This is a genomic window from Caulobacter sp. BP25 (genome assembly GCF_002737755.1).
Taxonomy (GTDB): Bacteria; Pseudomonadota; Alphaproteobacteria; order Caulobacterales; family Caulobacteraceae; genus Caulobacter.
Map to the genome: position 1 here is coordinate 26,363 of NZ_PEGH01000008.1, position 19,641 is coordinate 46,003.

The window sequence follows — 19,641 nt, forward strand, 5'->3', positions numbered from 1 at the left end:
ATGGCGCCATGGCGTTTTCGCCGACGTGGCCAAGCGCTCGGGCTTGCCGCCGGACAAGATCAAGATCCACTCGCCCCCGCTGGGCGGCTTCCTCCAGAGGCATGACAAAACACCCCGCCGGTCTCTCGACCGGCGGGGTGTCGCCGTTGGTGCGGGGCGGGACGCGTAAGCATCCCGACCGCGGTCGATTAGAACGAGTACCGCAGCGTCGCCGAGGCGGTGCGACCCAGGAAGGCGCGGCCGAGCACAACGCCGCTGGCCGGGATCGAGGCTTGTTCGGAGTCGATCAGGGCCAGCTTGTTGAACAGGTTGTTGACGTTCAGCATCAGCTGCACCCGCTCGGTCGGATAGACCTGCACGAAGGCGTTGACCAACTTATAGCCGGGTAGCTTCAGCTGGTTGGCGTCCTGCGCGTAGCTGCTGGTGGTGCCGATCACGTTCGCGCCGAAGGTCACGTACTTCAGCTCTACCTGCGGCGTCACCGAGTAGATGAAGTCGGCTTGGTGACGCGGCTTGTTGCCGACCAGCTCCGGACGTTGGGCGTCGCTGGCGATCTTTGCGTCCGTATAGGTGGCGCCGGCGGTCACGCTGAACGGACCCTTGCGAACCGCCGCTTCCAGCTCGACACCCTTGGCTTCGTAGCTGCGAACGATGTTGTAGATTTGGGTCGAGCCATCGGCGCCGCTGCTGACCTGGGTGTTGCGCTCGCCGGTCTTGGCCGAGAAGCCTGTGACGTTGAAGGTCAGGCCCGAGATCCGGTACTTCAGGCCCAGTTCGGCCTGTTTCACGGTGTCGTAGGCGCTCTCGTCGTCCACCAGCTTGCCGGTGCTGTAGTTGACCGCCGGCGTGAACAGGATTTTGTCGCCCGAGGCGCGGCCGCCGCGGCTGTAGCGGCCGAAGACGGCCAGCTGCTCGGCGATGCGGTAGTTCACGCCCGTCGAGTAGCTGAGGTAGTTGTAGTCGTAATCGACATCCCCCGGTTGACCGAGGGGCAGGACTGACACCTTCGTTTCCGCCGTCGAGATCGTACCGTCACGGTTGATATCGAAGGACGTCGTACCCTGCCGCCCGCCGCCCAGCTCGGCGCCGAAGAGCGTGCCGCGGACCTTGCCCATGTCGTAGCGCAGGCTGCCGCCGACGGCGATCTTGCCGATGTGGTAGTTGACCGACGCGTACGGCGCGTTGACGCCGTAGTTCATGTCGTAGTTGCGGCGGAAGGTGTTGCCCAGACCGTAGGAAACGTAACCGTCCTGCGTGAACGGGACGCCGGCCGCAGTCCTGGTGTTGATCAGCGTCGACTGGCCGTCGCCCGCCACGGTCGCAAGGACGTTGGGGAACACCATATCCACCGCGTAGTCCTGAGACGCGACGTAGAACCCGGCGGTGGTGGTCAGGTTGCCGCCGTTGATATCCCAGACGCGGCTGGCGCGCAGGTCGTTGGTGACGTTGTTCAAGCTCTTGATATTGGTGTTGAGCTGCAATGACGAGGTCATCAGGCCATTGCCGCTCAGGGTCGACAGGCTGGTGATGGCCTGACCCGCTTGCGGGCCCGTGGCGTAGCTGAGGGTGGCGCCTGGGCCGCCATAGGCCACCGATAGAGCGGACGCCTGGTTCACGGCGATCGGACGAATGGTCTGGTTGCTGCCGCCCACGTCCGAGAAGCGGAACTTCTCGGTGATGGTCCAGCCCTTCACCTCGTACTGGGCGTCCAGGCCCATCGACTTCACCACGGCGTGTTGGCCGCCGCGCAGATCGCTTTGAGTGAGGTTGTTGTTCTCGTCCAGCCGGATGACGTTGCTGACGTAGCGCGACAGCAGCGAGTCGGTCTTCACGTTGAAGTTGGCCAGGCTGGAGAACGTCGGATCGGCGTTCGTGCCCGAGACCCTGATCGGAACGAACTGGTAGTTGGGCGTGCGGTCGTTCAGATACTTCCCGTAGATTCGCACATAGCCATTGTCGAACGTCTTGGTGACATTGGCCTTGATCTGCCCGCCCTTGTAGGCGGTGTAGCCGACGTCGCGCGGCCCTTCGCCCTGGCGATAGAAGCCGCCGACGTGGAAGCGCAAGGTGTCGCTGATCTTGCCGCCGTAGTCGGCGTCGAGACGCTTTTCGCCATAGCCCAGGCCGTAGGTGGCCTGAACCGCGCCGCCTTCGACATCGCCGGTCTTTGAGATCAGGTTGATCACGCCGCCCGGCGAGTTCGAGGCGAAGGTCGAGGCCGAACCGCCGCGGATGGTCTCGATCTGCGAGAGGTTGAGGTCCGCGCGCATGAACATGTCAGTGGTGAACTGGTACATGTCCCCGAACTCGAGGACCGGCAGGCCCTCTTCCTGGAGCTGCACGTACTTCGAGCCGGTGCCCGACAACGGCAGGCCGCGGATCGAGTAGTTCGCGTTGCCTTCGCCGATCGCGTACTCGGCGCGAATGCCGGGGATGTTGCGCAGGACCTCACCCAGCGAGCGGGCGCCATAGGTCTCGAATTCGGAAGCGCGCAGGGCGCTGGTGGACGTGGCGCTGTCCAGTCGGTCGCGGCCCTTGGCGACGCCGGTCGAGAACACCGCCTCGCCGTGGGCCTTGCCGCCCGCGCTCTGAACGGCCTTGTCGGCGGGCTTCGCCGCATCCGCAGCCTGAGCGGCCATGGGCATGATCAGCAAGAACGGCGCGATCGCCGCCGACACGTACAGATACTTCATTCTTGATCCCCGATTTCAGTACTAGAAGAATTGCTTTGGTGGCTGGAATTGGGGGTGTCTGGGTAACTTATGGATGAATAATTGTTGGAATCGACGTTGTATTGGGTGCGACAAATTGTACGCCCAACTAAAGCATAGTGCGCGATCGGGCGGGTATTCTACGTTGGGTTGTTGTGCTTGCCGTAGCGGGTCGCGAGGGGCGAATACTTGACTGTCTCAGGCGTCAGCTGTCGCGACAGGCTTTGTCTCTGGGCGCCAGCCCCCTCTAGAGATAGCTTAGCCACCATGCGCGTCGACGCGCCTTGACCTGCGCGTACCAGTGGCAGGCCGGATAGCATATGGCGACAACGACCACCCAAACCGCGTAGACGGCGGGAAGGCCATAACCAAAGTCCGTGGGAAACGCTTCGCGCGGCCCGCCCAGGGAGGGATAGGGCGTGAAGATGAAAGTCCAAGCTCGCCAGCCGTAGGTCGCCAGCGCAAGTCCCGTTGCGATCAGGTGGGCGAGGAAGAAGTGCAGAAGATAGTAGAACAGCGGCACGCGTCCCAGCACTTCGAGAGGCGCCCTCAAACCGGTTGGCCGGCTCGGTGTCTGGCCCAGGAAAGCCGCCAACAGGAAGATCAAGCCTAGCGTCAACAGGACGAAGTCGGGCGAAGCGGGATACTTCGTGACGTTTAGGAATGACATCACGCTGTAGACCGCCGAACTCTGTGGGCTCCATGGCGCGGGATCGCCGTATTGGTTGATCAGGCGCAGCACCCCGAAGACGCCCAAGGCGACCAGGCCCAGGCCTGCGAGCCATCGGGCGGGCATGCGCCCCTCCTCGATCATCGGACCAAGCGAGAAGCCAAGCAGCATGATCGCCGCCCAGGGGACGATCGGGTATGGGCTCACCACGGTCGCGCCCAGGACCTGAAAGACGGCCACGTCGTGGATCACGGTCCACAGCCCCGCGCCGGCGCCGAACCCGTCGGCCGGGATCGCATCCAGAACGGGGTGAAGCAGCAGCACTGCGATGGCCAGCGGAGCGAGCCACGGCCTTGGCAGCCAAACCAGCAAGGCCAGAACGATCATCGAGAGCCCTAGCGCCCACAGGACAAGGAGCAGAATCGGGCTCTGAAGCGACCAGGAGAAATAGTAGGCTAGGCGCATGACGACGAGCTCGAGGACCATGAGCCAGAGCCCGCGTGACACCAGGAACCAGGAGAGCTGGGATCGGCTGCGGCCCCTGCGCCACCAGAGAAAGGCGCCGATGCCCGCCGTCAGCGCGAAGGTCGGCGCGCAGAAATGCGTGATCCACCGTGTGGCGAACAGGAGCGGCGTCGTCGTGGCCAAATCGGTCGGAAGCGCCGACATGGCGCCCCTGTGGATAAAGTCTCGAACATGGTCCAGCGCCATGACGATCATGGCCAGGCCCCGCAGCTGGTCCACCCAGCCTAGGCGCGAGTCGACGGGCGGCTCTTGGGCCGTCTGGCCGCGATCCTCAATGCGCTCGTCCAGCAGTGTTGAAGAGATAGTCCCCATTGGCTCCTCCCGCAGCGTCGACGCCTTGGTAGGACATTGACGGTCCGCCTGAGAGGGCTCCAGCATTTTCGCGGATTGCGTGACACGGCGAGGCCGTCCCGCCCAGGACACCAGCGGAGCGCGCCCACTGACGCCAAGCTTTCGGTCACGCCGTTCCAAGGCGCCGAACCGTCGTGGCGAGGGCGCTCGCCACTTACTATTGTCTGTCGACATCACAGCATCACAGCGGCGACGTTCAGGCGACGCAGAGGCTAGCCGGAATGACGAAACGTTCGCCCCTTGATCCGCAAAGGTTTGTCGAGGCTATCCGCGAGAGCGGGAAGTCCATCTATGATCCCATCCCGGTTGGCGATCCCACCTATTGGATCCCGACGCCAGAGCTGGAAGACCTGCTGGACCGGAAACTCAAAGGGCTCTCGCTGGCTGGGCTGCCGCTCCGAACACGATCCAAGGTGGTCAAGGAGAGCGTCTGCAACGCCTTGGGCTACCCGGTTCCAAGGTCCTTCCGAAAGACGCAGCCGCGCTTCCCGGGGCAGCTTTTCGACACCTACGCACAGAAGGCCAATAACCTTCAGATCTGGAATGAAGAGCTCTCTGGCGTTCGTCGGTACGTGTTAATCCGCGTCTCTGAGCAGGACATGGTCTCCCGCGTTAAGGTGGTTTCGGGGGACACGCTTGCTGTCTTAGACACGACTGGTACGCTAACGCGGAAGTATCAGGCGCGCTGCATACCGGGGCGGGAAGCTGCGGAGCTTGTCGCCGCGCAGGATACCGACGCGCTTCGGCCCTTCACATCGGAGGTCGCCGAGGTGCGCGGCGCATCTCCTGTCAAACATCCCGCGGCAGGCGAGCTGCTGCCGATCGCCAGAATCTATGACCGACTCCGCCCGCTGATCGGCCATAGCTTCCAAGATGCGGGCTTTGACCAAGAGCGAAACCGAGGCGCCGCCCTGCATAGACTGGTATGCGAAGCGCTCGGCTATGCCAGCTATCAGGACGATGGACAGTTCCCTGATGTCCGCCACCAGCTGCTTGAGGTCAAACTACAGACTTCGCCTACGGTGGATCTTGGTCTGGTGCTTCCAAGCAGCACCGAACCCTTGGACGTTCCGATGCTGCATGGAACGCAGATTAGGCACTGCGATGTCCGCTACGCGGTTCTCTATGGCAGGGTGGTGAGCGGCCAGGTCGAGCTGACGCACCTGTTCCTTTCAACAGGGGAAGCCTTTCTTGGCAGGTTTCCTCAGTTTCAAGGCAAGGTCCTAAACGCGAAGCTCCAGATCCCGTTACCGAGCGATTTCTTCGACGGGTAGGCCGAACGCCCGCCAGACCAGTCCATCCAGTTCACCTTCAAGCTCAAGCGCCAGGTTCGGATCGGTGGTCGAGTGGATCGCCTTGGCGTGCTGGATCAGCTGGCGACCGATCTTCGAACTTGGGTCAGGCAGGGGAAACAGCTCGACATACTGGGTGATGAACCGCCGCCGGCCTGCGTAGAGCTTGTTGTTGAAACGCCGATCGTAGAACACCTCGATGAAGGTCGAGTTGGCGACCGCCGCCGCAAGCCACAGGAGGTCTTCGCTATTGCCGGCCTTTGGGGCCAGCCAGTAGCAGTCCCCGTTGACGACGCCGCCTTCAAGATCAACCCAGAACGTCGGGCGCTCGGAGATGTCGCGGAAGACCAGCTTGGGGGCTGGCCAAGCCGCCGGGTCTTGGGGGACCCACAGCTCATACCAGTTACGCCCCGCTTCCATAACGTAGGTGCGGGCCTCGAGCGCCGCCCTGTGCTGCTCCAGATAGGCTCGCGCTTTGGGGTAGTGGGCCAGATCGACAGCCCGCCTGCGCCCCTGTCGAACTTCATGCGGGTAGAGGATCGAACGGTGCTTCTTGGCGGGGGTGGCTCGGAATCGTCCGGCCGTGTGATGTGTGATGAGCGGCTTGAGGATTTCGGGCCGAGTTTCGGCTTCGAACTCGGACCAGTCCGTGCGGATGAAGATCTTGTCCGCACAGGTTTTGACGCCTACCCGCACCTTGCCGATATCGCGGAAAACGCCCCAGGAGTGCTGGGCGATTGTCCTCAGCCAGTCATCGGTCGACTGAGTTGCAAGGCGCCACACATCGTGGGCGGCTCCGGAGGTGTCTAGAGCCCCGTGTTTGACCTCGAAGCGCCGATCGCCGCCGGTGGCGACCACGCCGCTCAGTTCCACGGCCTCGACGGGGTCGGCAGCGCTGGTCGTGGGTTTCCGCCTTGTCTCGTAAATGGAGGTGAACCCCGGCGCGGCGGTCTCCAAGGGCGGTCCGCCATGCGCAAGCAGCACCGCTGGGAGAACCGCCGTGTCGAACAGCTTCGTGTCGCCGAAATCCCAGATATGCCGCAGGCTCATGCTGGTGCGGAGCGCTGCTCTTACGCTTGCGCCGCCTTTTGTGGTCATGAAGCGGTTCGAGACGATTATCCCCGCAGCGCCGCCTGGCCTTAGCACACGCGCAATGCCCATCAGGAACGCATGATAGAGGTCAACGCGTCCTGACAGATTGAAGAGCTGGCCCAAAGCCTGAGCGTGGTCAGCTCCGATGATCTGCGTCCGCACGTACGGCGGGTTCGCGATCACCAGGTCGAACTCCGCGCCTTCGCGGGGCGCCGAGACGCCTAGCGTGGCTGACGCTTGCGCCAGCACGAAATCCAAAAAGCTTGCTTGCTCTAGCCGAAGGCTGACGCCCGGGAAGGCGGCCTTGATCCTCTGCTTGGCCAGCCTCACGGCGTTGGGATCGGTGTCAAAGCCGGTCACGATGGGCGTGACCGCCTCTCCCGATAGTTGTTCGAGAAGGGCTAGAACCAGTTCGCCGTCGCCAATCGCAGGATCGAGGATTTGTACGGTCGGCGATCCGACCAGCGCCGCGTTTTCCACGATCTTGCGCGCAACGAACTGGGCGAGCGCCGATGGCGTGTAGGTCGCGCCCCCGGCCTTATGGTCCGCGACGTCCTTGTACCGCCTCTTGACTTCACTTTGGGCTGCAAAGGTCATCGAGGTCCTCAGGCGGGGCGAACTTGCTACTGATCGTCTGTGGGGTGGAAGTGAGGTGGGCGCCACCGGTTTGGTCCGATTTGGCGCCGCGCGCAACGCAAGCAGCGCCGACGCAGGGTCTCAGCCCACGAGCCGCCAAGCGCGCTCGTCAGGCGCCTGTCGGGTCAGTCAGGCCGCATTCCGTTCATCAAACCGCGAAATCCGCCGGAGAACACCGGAACCATCCTTTGGCGAACCGCCGCGATGTCGTCGGAGCGGCAGAGCCCTCCCGATAGGGTGTCGATGCGCCCGGTTTGCGCCAGCGTCAGTGTCAAGGCGCCCGAGAGGAGATGGTAGAACCAGTAGAGGTCCTCGTCCGGCAGGGTCGGCGCCAATGACTTCAGCATGGCGATGAACCGGCTCACCAGCGGATTGAAGTGAGCGCGCATGGTCTCGCCGCCCCATTCGGGGGTGTTGTTCACCTGAGCGACCAGCACGCCGTAGTTCAGCCAGCCCTTTTCAGGCCGTTTGAGCAGATCAAAGGTGGCGCCCACGAAGGCGTCGATCACGCCCTCGATGGTCATGCCGCCCACGGCGGTGCGCTCGTAGTGCTCCAGCGCCTCCATGCGGACCTGATTGGCGATCGCCGCGCGGCGGCCGAACGTGGCGTCGAAGAGCTGCTTCTTGTCGCCGAAGTAGTGATGGATCAGCGCCGGATCCACGCCCCCCGCCTTGGCGACATCCTTGATCGTGGTCCCGTGCAGTCCGTTGCGGGCGAACAGCGCTTCGGCCGCATCCAGGATGCGCGTGATCGTCTGCTCGCGCTGTTCCGATTTCCGCAACCGTTGCCGAGGAGCCGTGGAGAGAGTCGTCATCGCGCGAGCTTAAGACATCCCGTTGATCAAGGTTAGACCGCTAGAACAGGCGAGCGATGCGGGCTTTCGCCCAGGCCAACCAGATGATCCAGCCCGTTCGGCGATCGTACCAGTCCAGCTGTTCGGACAGGACGCCATGCTTCACGGCGACATCCGATTGTCCAAACACCATCCAGGGATCGGTGACGGCGTCGTAGGCCGGCCAGACGGTCTTTCCCACCACATTGGGCGATCCATCCTTGGCGAAGGCCACCCAGCGCGCGTGCATATCGTCGGCCAGCGCTTGGTCGGCGGCGGTGGGCGCCGCCGCCTGTGGCTGGCGCCCCAGCGTCTTGAAGACATAGGCGATCTCACCCCCGTGCGGGGCCCGAGGCACGCTTTTCCGCGCGCCTTCGTCCACGTGCTCGAAGCGGTAGAGATAGACCGGCGCGTGACGTGACCAGCGGCGCGCCACCCAGCGTGCTGGCGCGGTGCCCACACCGTCGCGGAAGTAGAACCTCAGCGCCTGGTCTGACGTCGTGCCGGGTCCGTAGCGGCGCTGGGTCTCCTCCAGGGTGGCGGGTTTGACGCTCTTGCGCAGCGTCGCGCCCAGGTCGCCATAGTCCAACAGGGAGTCTTCTCCGTCGTTGATCCCGATCAGTAGGGGGACCTTGGCGAACCATCCGCCGCGGATCATGACGGTTGGACTGTCGGGCCTGAGCATCGTGTTCGGTTCGGGCTTGAAGTCGCCCGGGGCGCCCGCCAGCATCCTGGCCGGCAAGGCGCGCAGCGCCCGGGCGTCGGCGTTCTCGGGCGCGCCAGCCGAGCGGGCGACAGCTTCGCCCGATGCGTGGGCGGCCTTGCGTCCGGGAGGCGGCGGCAGCCAGCCTCCGCCAGACTGGATGATCGCCCGATGGAAAAGCCCTTGGGCCGCAGGCGACGCCGCCAGGTTGAAGACACTGATCCCGCCGGCGGATTCGCCGATTACCGTGACGTTGCCTGGCTCGCCGCCAAAGGCCGCGATGTTCCGCCGAACCCATTGCAGGGCGGCGATCTGATCCATCAAGGCGTAGTCCCCGCCGCCCACCTCGCCGGCCAGGGCCGGGTGGGCGAAGGCGCCGAGATGGCCCAGTCGATAGTTGATCGTCACCATGACGACCCCGCTGCGCGCGAAGGCGGTTCCGTCGTAGAAGGGCAGTGATCCGGCGCCCATGCGGCCCGAGCCGCCGTGCAGCCACACCATGACCGGCGCGCGCTTTTGCGCGGTCGCCGCGACCGGGGCCCAGATGTTCAGGGTCAGGCAGTCTTCGCTCGTGGGCTCGGGCGCGCCCCCATACAGCGTCAGGTCCTTGGCCCCCGTGGGGCCGCGCTGAAGGCAAGCGGGGCCGAACTGACGCGCGTCCCGGACGTCGGGCCAGGATTTGGGCGGGGCGGGCGGGCGCCACCTCAGCGCGCCCTCGGGCGCCGCCGCATAGGGCACGCCTCGGAAGATCGCGACGCCATCGGAGGTCTCGCCGCCCAGTCGGCCACTCTCCACGGCGACGACGAGACCCGCGCTATCGGCATGTCCGACGCCTCCCATTGAAACCATAAGAGCCGCCGCGGCGGCGGCCACGGTTACAGATCGCATGCGGCGCTCCCCAATTTCATCTTGTCACGGCAGCATTTTTATTCATTCATGAATGAACGATGCGAGAGCGGCGTCAAGCCGCGTTTCGCCTCGCCATCACAAGCGCCCCGAAAAGGGGCCATGGAGGGGACATGGACCAGGGAATTTTCCGTCGCGGCCTGCTGTCGGGAGCCGCGCTCGCCCTGCTGACCGCCGCCTCGGCTCATGCGCAGGCTCAAACCGCCGCTCCGGCCAGCGAGTCCGAAACCGTCGAAGCGGTCATCGTGACGGGCTCGCGCGCGGTCAAGGACGGCTCGCGCGCGCCGACCCCCGTCACCGTCGTCAGCGGCGAACAACTGCAGAAGGCCTCGCCGGGTCAACTGGGCGAGGCTGTGACCCAGCTGCCCGGCTTCCGGGGATCGAGCCGCCCGTCGACGGGCAATGTCTCGGCCACGGGGCCTAACTCCGGCTCGTTCCTCAACCTGCGCAATCTCGGCGCGCAGCGGACCCTGGTCCTGATCGACGGGCGCCGCGCGGCGCCCTCCGCCCTCAGCGGCGCCACGGACATCAATGTGCTGCCCCAGGAATTGGTGAAGCGTGTGGACGTCGTCACGGGCGGGGCCTCGGCCGCTTATGGCTCCGACGCCGTCGCGGGCGTCGTCAACTTCGTCCTCGACAGCGAGTTCACCGGCGTCAAAGGCCTGGTGCAGGGCGGTGTCTCGACCCATGGAGACGCGCGCTCCGAAAAGGCCTCGCTCTCGTTCGGCCAGGATTGGGCGGAAGGGCGTGGCCATATCCTGCTTTCGGGCAGCTATTTCCATACGCCGGGTCTGCAAAGCCTGAACGATCGCGACTGGTCCGCCGAAGGTTGGGGCACGATCACCGATCCTGCCAACCCCACCAAGCTGCTGATCCGTTCCAACCTGAACAGTTCGCTGACCTCGCGCGGCGGCGTCATTGTGACCTCGGCGGCGGGAACGGCGGCGCCGGCCAACGCCCTGTCGGGAATCCAGTTTCTGTCTGGCGGCGGCGTGTCGGCGTTCAACACCGGCAGCCTGCGATCGACCCTGAACCAGATCGGCGGCGACGGCGCGCGCCCGCTGACCAACCTTTCGGCGGCGATCACCACCGAAAGCCTGTTTGGCCGCGTCTCCTACGATCTCTCGTCCAATCTCAAGGTCTACGCCCAAGGCCAATACGGGGCCTCTCACAACCGCTACAATCAGGTGCAGCCGTTCGCCATTCCCGGCCTCAACGGCGTGACGATCTATTCCGGCAACGCCTATCTGCCCGCCGCCGTTCAGGGGCTGATGACCCAGGGCGGCATTTCCGCCTTCACCCTGGGGCGGATGAACTTCGACTTCGGCCCCTCGGTGGCCGATGCGCGCAACCGGACCAGCGATCTGATCACCGGCTTGGAAGCCGAGCTGGGGCGCGGATGGTCCTTGTCGGCTTACTACGAGCGCGGCCGCAATCAGCAGACCATCCGTACCGAGAACAATCTGATCCTCGAAAACTTCTATGCGGCGGCGGACGCCGTATACGATCCGTCGAGCCAGTCGATCGTCTGCCGCGTCACCCTGACCAACCCTGGCCTTTATCCGGGCTGCACGCCGATCAACCTGTTCGGCGAGGGCTCGCCCTCCCAGGCCGCCAAGGACTATGTGACGGGGACCTCGCAGTACACGGCGGTCCTGACCCAGGACGTGGCGTCCTTCAGCCTGCGCGGCGAGCCTTTCTCGACCAAGGCCGGGCCGATCGCCGTCGCGTTCGGCGGTGAATATCGGCGCGAGGAAGCCGACCAAAGCTCGGACGCCATCTCTCAGCAAGCCAATGACGCCACCGGCATCCGGGGCTTTCCGATCGCCTACAGCTATTCAGTGGGCGGCTATCAGCTGACCAACGTCCAGCCGGTGAGCGGCAGCTACGAAGTCAAAGAGGCCTTCCTCGAGACCCAGGTTCCGCTGGTTCGCGACCTGCCGCTCGCCCGGGCGATCGACCTGAACGGCGCGGTGCGCCTGACGGACTACAGCACCAGCGGCTCGGTCACGACCTGGAAAGCCGGGCTGAGCTGGGAGCCGATCAACGACCTGCGGCTGCGCGCCACTCGCTCGCGCGACATCCGCGCGCCCAATGTCTCGGAGCTGTTCTCGGGCTCGGTGCAGAGCCTGGTGACGGTCAGGGACACGGCCAGCGGGGGCGTCTCGACCGCCGTGATCGGCTCAGCCGTGGGCAACAAGGACCTGAAGCCCGAGATCGCCGACACCTTCACCGCCGGCGCGGTCTACAAGCCCTCCTGGCTTGCGGGCTTCACGGCGTCGATCGACTACTACGCGATCGACGTGGCCGATGTGATCGCCACCCTGACCGCGCAACAGACCGTGGACCTTTGCGCGCGGGGATCCAGCCAGAGCTGCGCGAACATCGTGCGCAACACCTCGGGGGGCATCGTCCGCATCTTCACGCCGCAGCTGAACCTGAACGGCCTGAAGAGCCAGGGCGTCGATGTCGAGGCCAGCTATGGCGCGCGGCTGGCCAATGGCGACACCCTGGCCTTCCGCGTGATGGCCTCGCACCTGGCCAAGATGCTCTATCGCTACGAAGGCGCGGGGACCGTGGACCGCGCGGGCGAGGTCGGTCTGTCCTCGAACCCGCGGTGGACCGCCACGGCGAGCGTCAATTGGCGCCGTGGTCCGCTTGAGCTCAGCGCTCAGGAGCGGTTCGTCAGCGCGGGCGCCTACGACAAGACCTTGGTCGAGGGCGTGACGATCGAGGACAACCACATACGCGCGATGGCCTATACCGACCTCACCGCGACCTACGATCTGTCGCGTGGCGAGGGCCAAGGCCTGAAGCTGTTCGCGACCGTCACCAACCTGTTCGACAAGACCCCGCCCATCGCGCCGATCGGAACTTTGGGGACCTTCTATCCGACCAACGCTCAGCTCTACGACGTCATCGGCCGTTCCGTCTTCGCGGGCGTGACGTTCCGCTACTGACTTCAGAACGCCGGCGCGCCCGCCGCGCCGGCGTCTCATTGGATTTCCCATGACGACCTCGCAGCTCGCGCCCGCTTCGGCGGCCTAAGGCCATCTGCCGATCATCCGACAGCGCCTCCAGCGCCGCTAGGGCCACCCCTCGGGCCGGCGGTCCACGTCAGTCGATCCGACGCTTTTCCAGCTTTCGGGCCAGGGTCCGGCGATGCATGCCCAGTCGCCGGGCCGTCTCGGAGATGTTGAAGTCCGTCTCCACCAGGGTCTGGTGAATTCGCTCCCATTCCAGGTTCTTGATCGAGGTCGCCTTGCCCATGATCGCCGCGTCGATGTCGCCTTCACGCTTGTGGAACGCGGCTTCGATGTCGTCGGTGTTCGAAGGCTTGGCGAGATAGTGGCAGGCGCCCAGCTTGATGGCTTCGACGGCGGTGGCGATGCTGGCGAAGCCCGTCAGCACGACGATCAGCATTTCGGGATCATGCGCCGCTAGCGCCCGCACGCAGGCTAAGCCCGACTCTCCGGCCAACTTCAGGTCGACCACCGCGTATCGCGGCGCGAAGTCCTTCAGGGCCTCCTGAGCCTCGTCGAGGCCACGAACGTGCCGCACCACATAGTCGCGCCGCTCGAAGGACCGCTTGAGTGTAGCGGCGAACTTGGCGTCGTCCTCGACCAGCATCAGCCTGCGCTCAGCCATTCCGCGCTACCTCCAGCGTGGAGATCGGCAGAGCCAACGCGACCCGCGCGCCGCCGACGGGCCGGTTCTCGGCCTCGGCTCCCCCGCCGAGCTTACGCAGCACGTTCACCACCAGGAACAGGCCAAGGCCCCCGCCCGCGCGTCCCTTGGTCGAGTTGTAGGGCTTGCCGAAATCGGCCAGCGCGGTGGGCGAGAAGCCCGGACCGTCGTCCTCGATTTCGATCCGCAGCCAGTCGTTTCGCACGGTCGCGGTCAGCCGGATGTTCCGCGCGGGCGCCTCCAGCGCGTTATCCAGCACGTTGTGGATCACCTGCTTCAAGGTCGATTCCGCCACGATGGGCGTCGCCGTCAGCAGGGCGGTCTCGTAGCTCAGCGCCACGTCGGGCCGGGTTTCGCGCCACTCGGCGATCACCTCGTCCATGAAGCCGCGCAGCGTGCTGACGCGAACCTCACCGCTGCGCGCCTCGCCGGCCGACTGGAGCACGCCCGTCACGATCGACTTGCACCGCCGAACCTCGCCCCGCATGTCCTCCAGCTCCTGGGCCAGTTCGGGGTTGGAGGCGAACAACGGCATGCGCCGCCAGTCGCCGAGGATCACGTCCAACGTCGCCAGCGGCGTGCCCAGCTCGTGGGCGGCCCCCGAGGCCAGCAGGCCCATCCGGACGATATGGGTTTCCTCGGCCGCCCGTTGCCGCAGCTCCGCCAGCCTCGCGTCGTGCTGGCGCAGGTTGGCGTTGATCCGACTGACGAAGGTCACCAGCAGCAGCGCGTCCAGCACAATGCCGATCAGCATGCCCATGATGAACAGTTCGAAGAACGCCTGGTCGCTGAGGCCCCAGGCGATGATCGGGCGGTTGAAGGCGATCAGCCCCACGAAGCAGAAGCTGATCAGAGCCACGATCGCCCAGGTCGCCCAGGCCTCCAGCAGGACCGCGCCCAGGATCACGTGGAGGAGATAGAGGGTGGTGAAGGGATTGGTCGCGCCGCCGCTGAAATACAGCTGGACGGTCAGGGCCACCGCGTCCAGGGCCAGGGCGGCGAACAGGTCGTAGGGGCCCAGGGGCTCGGGGCGCTTGAGCCGGAGCAGGCTGAAGAGATTGAGGGCCACCAGCGCCGCCAGGACCAGCATCATTTCGATCAGCGGCAGCTTAAAGCCGAGGCCGAAATTGACCGCCAGGATCGTCATCACTTGGCCGACCACCGCGATCCAGCGCAGGTGGATCAACTGCAGCATGTTCTGGCGGGCGATCGCGTCAGACGGTCCGTTGGCGTTCTCGGCCGCGCGGGCGCCCGACAGCCAGCCTGAGACGCCGGAGATCAGGATGCTGGCGCTGGGCGTCATTCGTCCTCTTTCCGCTGGGTTCGGCGCGCGTCGATCACAACATAGGCCGCAGCGCCGCTTGTCAGCACAGCAAGGCCGAACCAGGTCAAGGCATAGATAAGATGGCTGTTGGGGAAACGCACGACGGTCAATCCGCCGCGGGGCCATCCGCCGGGATTGGACGTCGCGTCGGCGTCGACGAAATAGGGCGCCAGGGTCGCGATCCGCTCCGCCTGGCCGATGGCCTGGACGTCGCGGGAGTACCACCGTCCCTCGCTGGGCCGGTTGGTCCGCAGGAAGCCTCCGCCCGGTTCGCTCAGACGCAGAAGTCCGACGACGGTGACGGAGCCCGGACGCTGGCCGGCGGCGCGCGCGGCGGGGGTCTTCAGGGCCGTGGGAACAAAGCCGCGGTTGACCAGGACCGTGAAGCCTTGCTCGGTCCGCAAGGGCGTCATGACCCAGAAGCCCGGACCAAGGTCGGTGACAGCCTGGGTCAGGACCTCGCGGTCGTGGTCGTAGGCGCCGCTCAGGCGGACGCGGCGATAGGCGTCGGCCTCTTTCGAGAGGCCCGCCCAAAGCGCCGGTCCGGGCGCCGGGACGGGCGTTGCGTGGATGCGCTGCTCGACCTGGGCGATCAGGTCGAGCTTCCAGGCGCGCCGCTGGATCTGCCACGCGCCTAGGACGGAGAAGATTGCCGTGAAGGCCAGGCAGAGGCCGATCAGCAGGATCGACCGCCCGCGCAGGCCCTGGGTCACGGCATCTGCTGCATGTCGTGCGCCGTCGTTGGCATCATGTGGGTGTTCAGATTGTGCATCACCCACAGCGAGCCGCTCAGCGTGATGATCACCAGGATCAGGGTGAACATCAGGGCCAGCAGGGTCCATCCGCCCTCCGAACGCGAGTTCATGTGCAGGAAGTAGATCATGTGGACCAGCACCTGGATCACCGCCAGACCCATCACCGCCACGGCGGTCATTTGGGCGTTGGGCAGGACGTTGCCCATGACCAGCCAGAACGGGATGGCGGTCAGGATCACGGCCAGGACGAAGCCGATCACATAGTCCTTCAGCGAGCCGTGAGCCTCGCCATGATCTTCGTGTTCCTCGTGCGCGTGGTGCGCGTCGTGGCTGGCCGCGCTCATTTCAGGACTCCGAGCAGATAGACGAACGAGAAGACGCCGATCCAGATGACGTCCAGGAAGTGCCAGAACATCGACAGGCACATCAGGCGACGCTTCATCTCGGCGCCGAGGCCGCGCTGGGCGACCTGGACCATCAGCGTCACCAGCCAGATGATCCCGAAGGTCACGTGCAGGCCGTGGGTGCCGACCAGCACGAAGAACGAGGACAGGAACGCGCTGCGCTGCGGGCCCGCGCCCTCCTGGATCAGATGATGGAACTCATAGAGCTCCAGCGACAGGAAGCCCAGGCCCAGCAGGCCGGTGATCCCAAGCCAGATCAGAACGGGCTTCACCTTCTTGGCCTGGGCCGAGATCATCGCAAAGCCGTAGGTGATCGACGACAACAGCAGCAGGCCCGTGTTGATGGCCACCAGCTGCAGGTCGAACAGGTCCGCGCCCGACGGGCCGGCCGCGTAGTTGCGGCCCAGCACGGCGTAGCAGGCGAACAGCACCGCGAAGATCAGGCAGTCGCTCATCAGGTAGATCCAGAACCCCAGCAGGGTCCCGTTCTCCGGATGATGCTCCTTGGTCAGGTAGAAGCGGTTCTTGTCCGCTTCCGTCAGGGCATGGGCTTGAGAGGCCATGGTCAGGTCAGGCTCCGCAGGGCTTCGGTGCGCGCGTCCTCGACGCGGACGACCTCCTCGGCCGGGATGTAGTAGTCACGCTTGAAGTTGAAGGTGTGAGCGATCGCGCTGGCCACGAGGGCGATAAACGCGACGGCCGACAGCCACCAGATGTGCCAGATCAACGCAAAGCCGAGCAGGGTGCTGATCCCCGCCAGGACCACGCCCGCGCCGGTGTTGGCGGGCATGTGGATCGGGATGAAGCCGCTGGTCGGGCGCTGATAGCCCCGCTGCTTCATGTCCCACCAGGCGTCGAGCTCGTTCACCACCGGGGTGAAGGCGAAGTTGTAGGCCGGCGGCGGCGACGAGGTCGACCACTCCAGGGTGCGGCCGTTCCAGGGATCGCCGGTCTCATCGCGCAGGGCTTCGCGGTTCATGATGCTGACCACGATCTGGACGAGGAAGGCGACGATGCCGCACAGGATGATCACCGCGCCGCAGGCCGCGATCACGAACCAGATCTGAAGGGACTGGTCCTCGAATTGGCTGACGCGACGGGTCACGCCCATCAGGCCCAGCACGTAGAGCGGGGTGAAGGCGACCCAGAAGCCGACCAGCCAGCACCAGAACGAGACCTTGCCCCAGAACGGATCCAGCTTGAAGCCGAAGGCCTTGGGGAACCAGTAGACGATGCCGGCGAACATGCCGAACACGACGCCCCCAATGATCACGTTGTGGAAGTGAGCGATCAGGAACAGGCTGTTGTGCAGCACGAAGTCGGCGGGCGGGACGGCCAGAAGCACGCCGGTCATGCCGCCGATCACGAAGGTGACCATGAAGCCGACGGTCCACATCATGGGGACCTCGAACCGGATGCGGCCGCGGTACATCGTGAACAGCCAGTTGAAGATCTTCGCGCCCGTTGGGATCGAGATGATCATCGTCGTGATCCCGAAGAACGAGTTCACGCTCGCGCCCGAGCCCATCGTGAAGAAGTGGTGCAGCCAGACGATGTACGACAGGATCGTGATGACGACGGTGGCGTAGACCATCGAGCTGTAGCCGAACAGGCGCTTGCCGCAGAAGGTCGAGACCACCTCGGAGAACACGCCGAAAGCCGGCAGGATCAGGATGTAGACTTCTGGGTGACCCCAGATCCAGATCAGGTTCACGTACATCATCGGGTTGCCCCCGAAGTCGTTCGTGAAGAAGTTGGTCAGCAGGTAGCGGTCGGCGGTCAGCAGGGCCAGGGTGGCGGTCAGGATCGGGAAGGTCGCCACGATCAGGACGTTGGTGCACAGCGAGGTCCAGGTGAAGACCGGCATCTTCATCAGGCTCATGCCCGGCGCGCGCATCTTGATGATGGTCACGACCAGGTTGATGCCCGACAGCGTGGTGCCCACGCCCGCGACCTGCAGCGCCCAGATGTAGTAGTCGACCCCGACACCTGGACTGTAGGCGATGTTCGACAACGGCGGATAGGCCAGCCAGCCGGTCCGCGCGAACTCGCCCACGAACAGCGAGGCCATCACCAGCACCGCGCCGCCCACGGTCATCCAGAAGCTGAAGTTGTTCAGGAACGGGAAGGCGACGTCGCGGGCGCCGATCTGCATCGGCACGACCAGGTTCATCAGGCCCGTGACCAGCGGCATGGCCACGAAGAAGATCATGATCACGCCGTGGGCGGTGAAGATCTGGTCGTAGTGGTGCGGTGGCAGATAGCCAGCCGCCTCACCGAAGGCCATGGCCTGCTGGGCGCGCATCATCAGCGCGTCGGCGAAGCCGCGCAGCAGCATGACGATGGCCAGGATGATGTACATCACCCCGATTTTCTTATGGTCGACGCTGGTCAGCCACTCACGCCACAGATAGCCCCACAGCTTGTAGCGGGTCAGCAACGCCAGCACCGTCAGGCCGCCCAAGGCGACCATGCCGAAGGTGACGAGCAGGATGGGCTCGTGGAGCGGAATGGCGTCCCAGGTGAGACGGCCGAAGATGAATTTGACGAGGTCCGGGGACATTTGGCGTCTCTAGGAGGAAATCAGCGGGCCGTGGAGCCGGTGAAGGGAGCGCACAGGGCGGCCACGAACGAGCGGAAACCACCGCCCTGCTCGCCGCGCCGGGTGCGCTTGTCGTATTCGAGGGTCGTGACGTTGTAGACGCCGGCCATGCCGAGGCCGCCCTTGGCGTCGATCGTCATCATGTCGTGCTGGCACATCTTGCCCGGCTCGACGCAGCGGTTGACGGCCTTGTGGAAGAGATCGGCGTCGACCGCGGCGAAGCGCTGGGGCGGGACCTTCTCGCTGGGCTTTTCCAGGACGAGGTAGCGCGATCCGTCCAGGCGTCCGCCGCCCTTGCGGACCTCCTCAGTCCAGCGCGCGAAATCAGCCTCGCTCATGCCGCGGAACTTGAAGCGCATGTGCGAGAAGCCGCCGCCGCTGTAGTTGGCCGAGAAACCGTCATAGACGCCGGCCTTGTTGATCACCGCGTGCAGCTTGGTCGTCATGCCGGGCATGGCGTAGATCTGCCCGGCCAGGGCCGGTAAGTAGAACGAGTTCATCACCGACGAGCTGGTCAGCTCGAAGTTCAGCGGCCGATCGACCGGCGCGGCCAGCTCGTTGACCGTGGCGATCCCGAGTTCCGGATAAATGAACAGCCATTTCCAATCCAGAGCCACGACCTGGACCCTCAGGGGCTTGATGTTCTCGGCCGAGCGGCCCGGCGCGATCCGATCCAGCGGCCGGTAGGGGTCCAGCATGTGCGTGCTGGTCCAGGTCACCGCGCCCAGGATGGTGATGATCACCAGCGGTGCGGCCCAGATCACGATCTCCAGGCGCGTGGAGTGGTGCCACTCGGGGTCGTACTTGGCCTGCTCGTTAGAGCGCCGGTACTTCCAGGCGAAGAACAGGGTCAGCGCGATCACCGGTATGATGATCAGCAGCATCAGCACGGTCGCGAGGATGATCAGGTCGCGCTGCTGGGCGGCGATGTCGCCGGAGGGGTTCATGACGACCCAGTCGCAACCGCCCAGCGCCAGCAACAGCGGCGCCAGGGCGAGCATTTTCAGCGGGGTCGAGCGTGATTGGGGCCTGGAATTTGGTCGCATGAGCGCGCTCATACGCTCGGGCGCCGCGGCGCAACATTGGACCGTTTGTCCTAGGTCAATCGCGTGTTTGACCGTGATCAAGCCGCCTGTTCGGCGAGCAGGGC

14 protein-coding genes are annotated in these 19,641 nt (G+C 65.0%); 2 read left to right on the top strand and 12 right to left on the bottom strand.

Going from position 1 to position 19,641, the window contains the following annotated elements; genetic code table 11:
* Nucleotides 1-188: 188 nt before the first annotated feature.
* Nucleotides 189-2,693, bottom strand: a complete 2,505-nt coding sequence (locus tag CSW59_RS05020; RefSeq protein WP_099443008.1) for a TonB-dependent receptor domain-containing protein — start codon at nucleotides 2,691-2,693, stop codon at nucleotides 189-191.
* A gap of 265 nt (nucleotides 2,694-2,958) precedes the next feature.
* Nucleotides 2,959-4,218, bottom strand: a complete 1,260-nt coding sequence (locus tag CSW59_RS05025; protein ID WP_099443009.1) for a DUF1624 domain-containing protein — start codon at nucleotides 4,216-4,218, stop codon at nucleotides 2,959-2,961.
* Between the two features lie 260 nt (nucleotides 4,219-4,478).
* Here CSW59_RS05025 and CSW59_RS05030 point away from each other — a divergent pair, with 260 nt between their 5' ends.
* The gene (locus CSW59_RS05030) at nucleotides 4,479-5,531 is read left to right on the top strand and encodes a restriction endonuclease (RefSeq protein WP_099443010.1); all 1,053 of its coding nucleotides are present in this window, start codon (nucleotides 4,479-4,481) and stop codon (nucleotides 5,529-5,531) included.
* Here CSW59_RS05030 and CSW59_RS05035 read toward each other — a convergent pair.
* The 3 genes from CSW59_RS05035 to CSW59_RS05045 all read right to left on the bottom strand — a co-directional run bounded on the left by CSW59_RS05035 (nucleotide 5,505) and on the right by CSW59_RS05045 (nucleotide 9,701).
* Nucleotides 5,505-7,238 (bottom strand): N-6 DNA methylase, encoded by a 1,734-nt coding sequence (locus tag CSW59_RS05035; RefSeq protein ID WP_099443011.1) that lies wholly within the window; start codon nucleotides 7,236-7,238, stop codon nucleotides 5,505-5,507. The two genes, CSW59_RS05030 and CSW59_RS05035, sit on opposite strands and share 27 nt — an antisense overlap.
* Nucleotides 7,239-7,402: 164 nt before the next feature.
* Nucleotides 7,403-8,092 carry a TetR/AcrR family transcriptional regulator gene (locus CSW59_RS05040; RefSeq protein ID WP_099443012.1) on the bottom strand — a complete coding sequence of 230 codons (690 nt, stop codon included), beginning with the start codon at nucleotides 8,090-8,092 and terminating at the stop codon, nucleotides 7,403-7,405.
* 40 nt (nucleotides 8,093-8,132) lie between these two features.
* Entirely contained in the window at nucleotides 8,133-9,701 is a 1,569-nt protein-coding gene (locus CSW59_RS05045; protein ID WP_099443013.1) for a carboxylesterase/lipase family protein, read from the bottom strand.
* A 131-nt stretch (nucleotides 9,702-9,832) separates the two neighbouring features.
* Between CSW59_RS05045 and CSW59_RS05050 the strand changes: the two genes are divergently transcribed.
* Complete coding sequence (locus CSW59_RS05050) at nucleotides 9,833-12,679, top strand: TonB-dependent receptor domain-containing protein (RefSeq protein ID WP_099443014.1); 2,847 nt, start codon at nucleotides 9,833-9,835, stop codon at nucleotides 12,677-12,679.
* Nucleotides 12,680-12,836: 157 nt separating this feature from the next.
* On the opposite strand, the gene CSW59_RS05055 is transcribed toward CSW59_RS05050, so the two are convergent.
* From CSW59_RS05055 to cyoA, 7 genes are read right to left on the bottom strand one after another with little or no spacing between them, the layout of a single operon-like run.
* Nucleotides 12,837-13,367 carry a response regulator transcription factor gene (locus CSW59_RS05055; protein WP_099443015.1) on the bottom strand — a complete coding sequence of 177 codons (531 nt, stop codon included), beginning with the start codon at nucleotides 13,365-13,367 and terminating at the stop codon, nucleotides 12,837-12,839.
* Complete coding sequence (locus CSW59_RS05060; RefSeq protein WP_099443016.1) at nucleotides 13,360-14,709, bottom strand: ATP-binding protein; 1,350 nt, start codon at nucleotides 14,707-14,709, stop codon at nucleotides 13,360-13,362. Before CSW59_RS05060 ends, CSW59_RS05055 begins: the two co-directional genes overlap by 8 nt.
* Entirely contained in the window at nucleotides 14,706-15,443 is a 738-nt protein-coding gene (locus CSW59_RS05065; RefSeq protein WP_099443017.1) for an SURF1 family protein, read from the bottom strand. Before CSW59_RS05065 ends, CSW59_RS05060 begins: the two co-directional genes overlap by 4 nt.
* Nucleotides 15,440-15,829: a cytochrome o ubiquinol oxidase subunit IV gene (gene cyoD, locus CSW59_RS05070; protein WP_099443018.1), complete on the bottom strand. Its 390-nt coding sequence runs from the start codon at nucleotides 15,827-15,829 to the stop codon at nucleotides 15,440-15,442. Before cyoD ends, CSW59_RS05065 begins: the two co-directional genes overlap by 4 nt.
* Complete coding sequence (cyoC, locus tag CSW59_RS05075) at nucleotides 15,826-16,452, bottom strand: cytochrome o ubiquinol oxidase subunit III (protein WP_099443019.1); 627 nt, start codon at nucleotides 16,450-16,452, stop codon at nucleotides 15,826-15,828. Before cyoC ends, cyoD begins: the two co-directional genes overlap by 4 nt.
* 2 nt (nucleotides 16,453-16,454) lie before the next feature.
* Complete coding sequence (gene cyoB, locus CSW59_RS05080; RefSeq protein ID WP_099443020.1) at nucleotides 16,455-18,452, bottom strand: cytochrome o ubiquinol oxidase subunit I; 1,998 nt, start codon at nucleotides 18,450-18,452, stop codon at nucleotides 16,455-16,457.
* Between the two features lie 20 nt (nucleotides 18,453-18,472).
* The gene (cyoA, locus tag CSW59_RS05085) at nucleotides 18,473-19,537 is read right to left on the bottom strand and encodes a ubiquinol oxidase subunit II (protein WP_099443147.1); all 1,065 of its coding nucleotides are present in this window, start codon (nucleotides 19,535-19,537) and stop codon (nucleotides 18,473-18,475) included.
* Nucleotides 19,538-19,641: the final 104 nt, after the last annotated feature.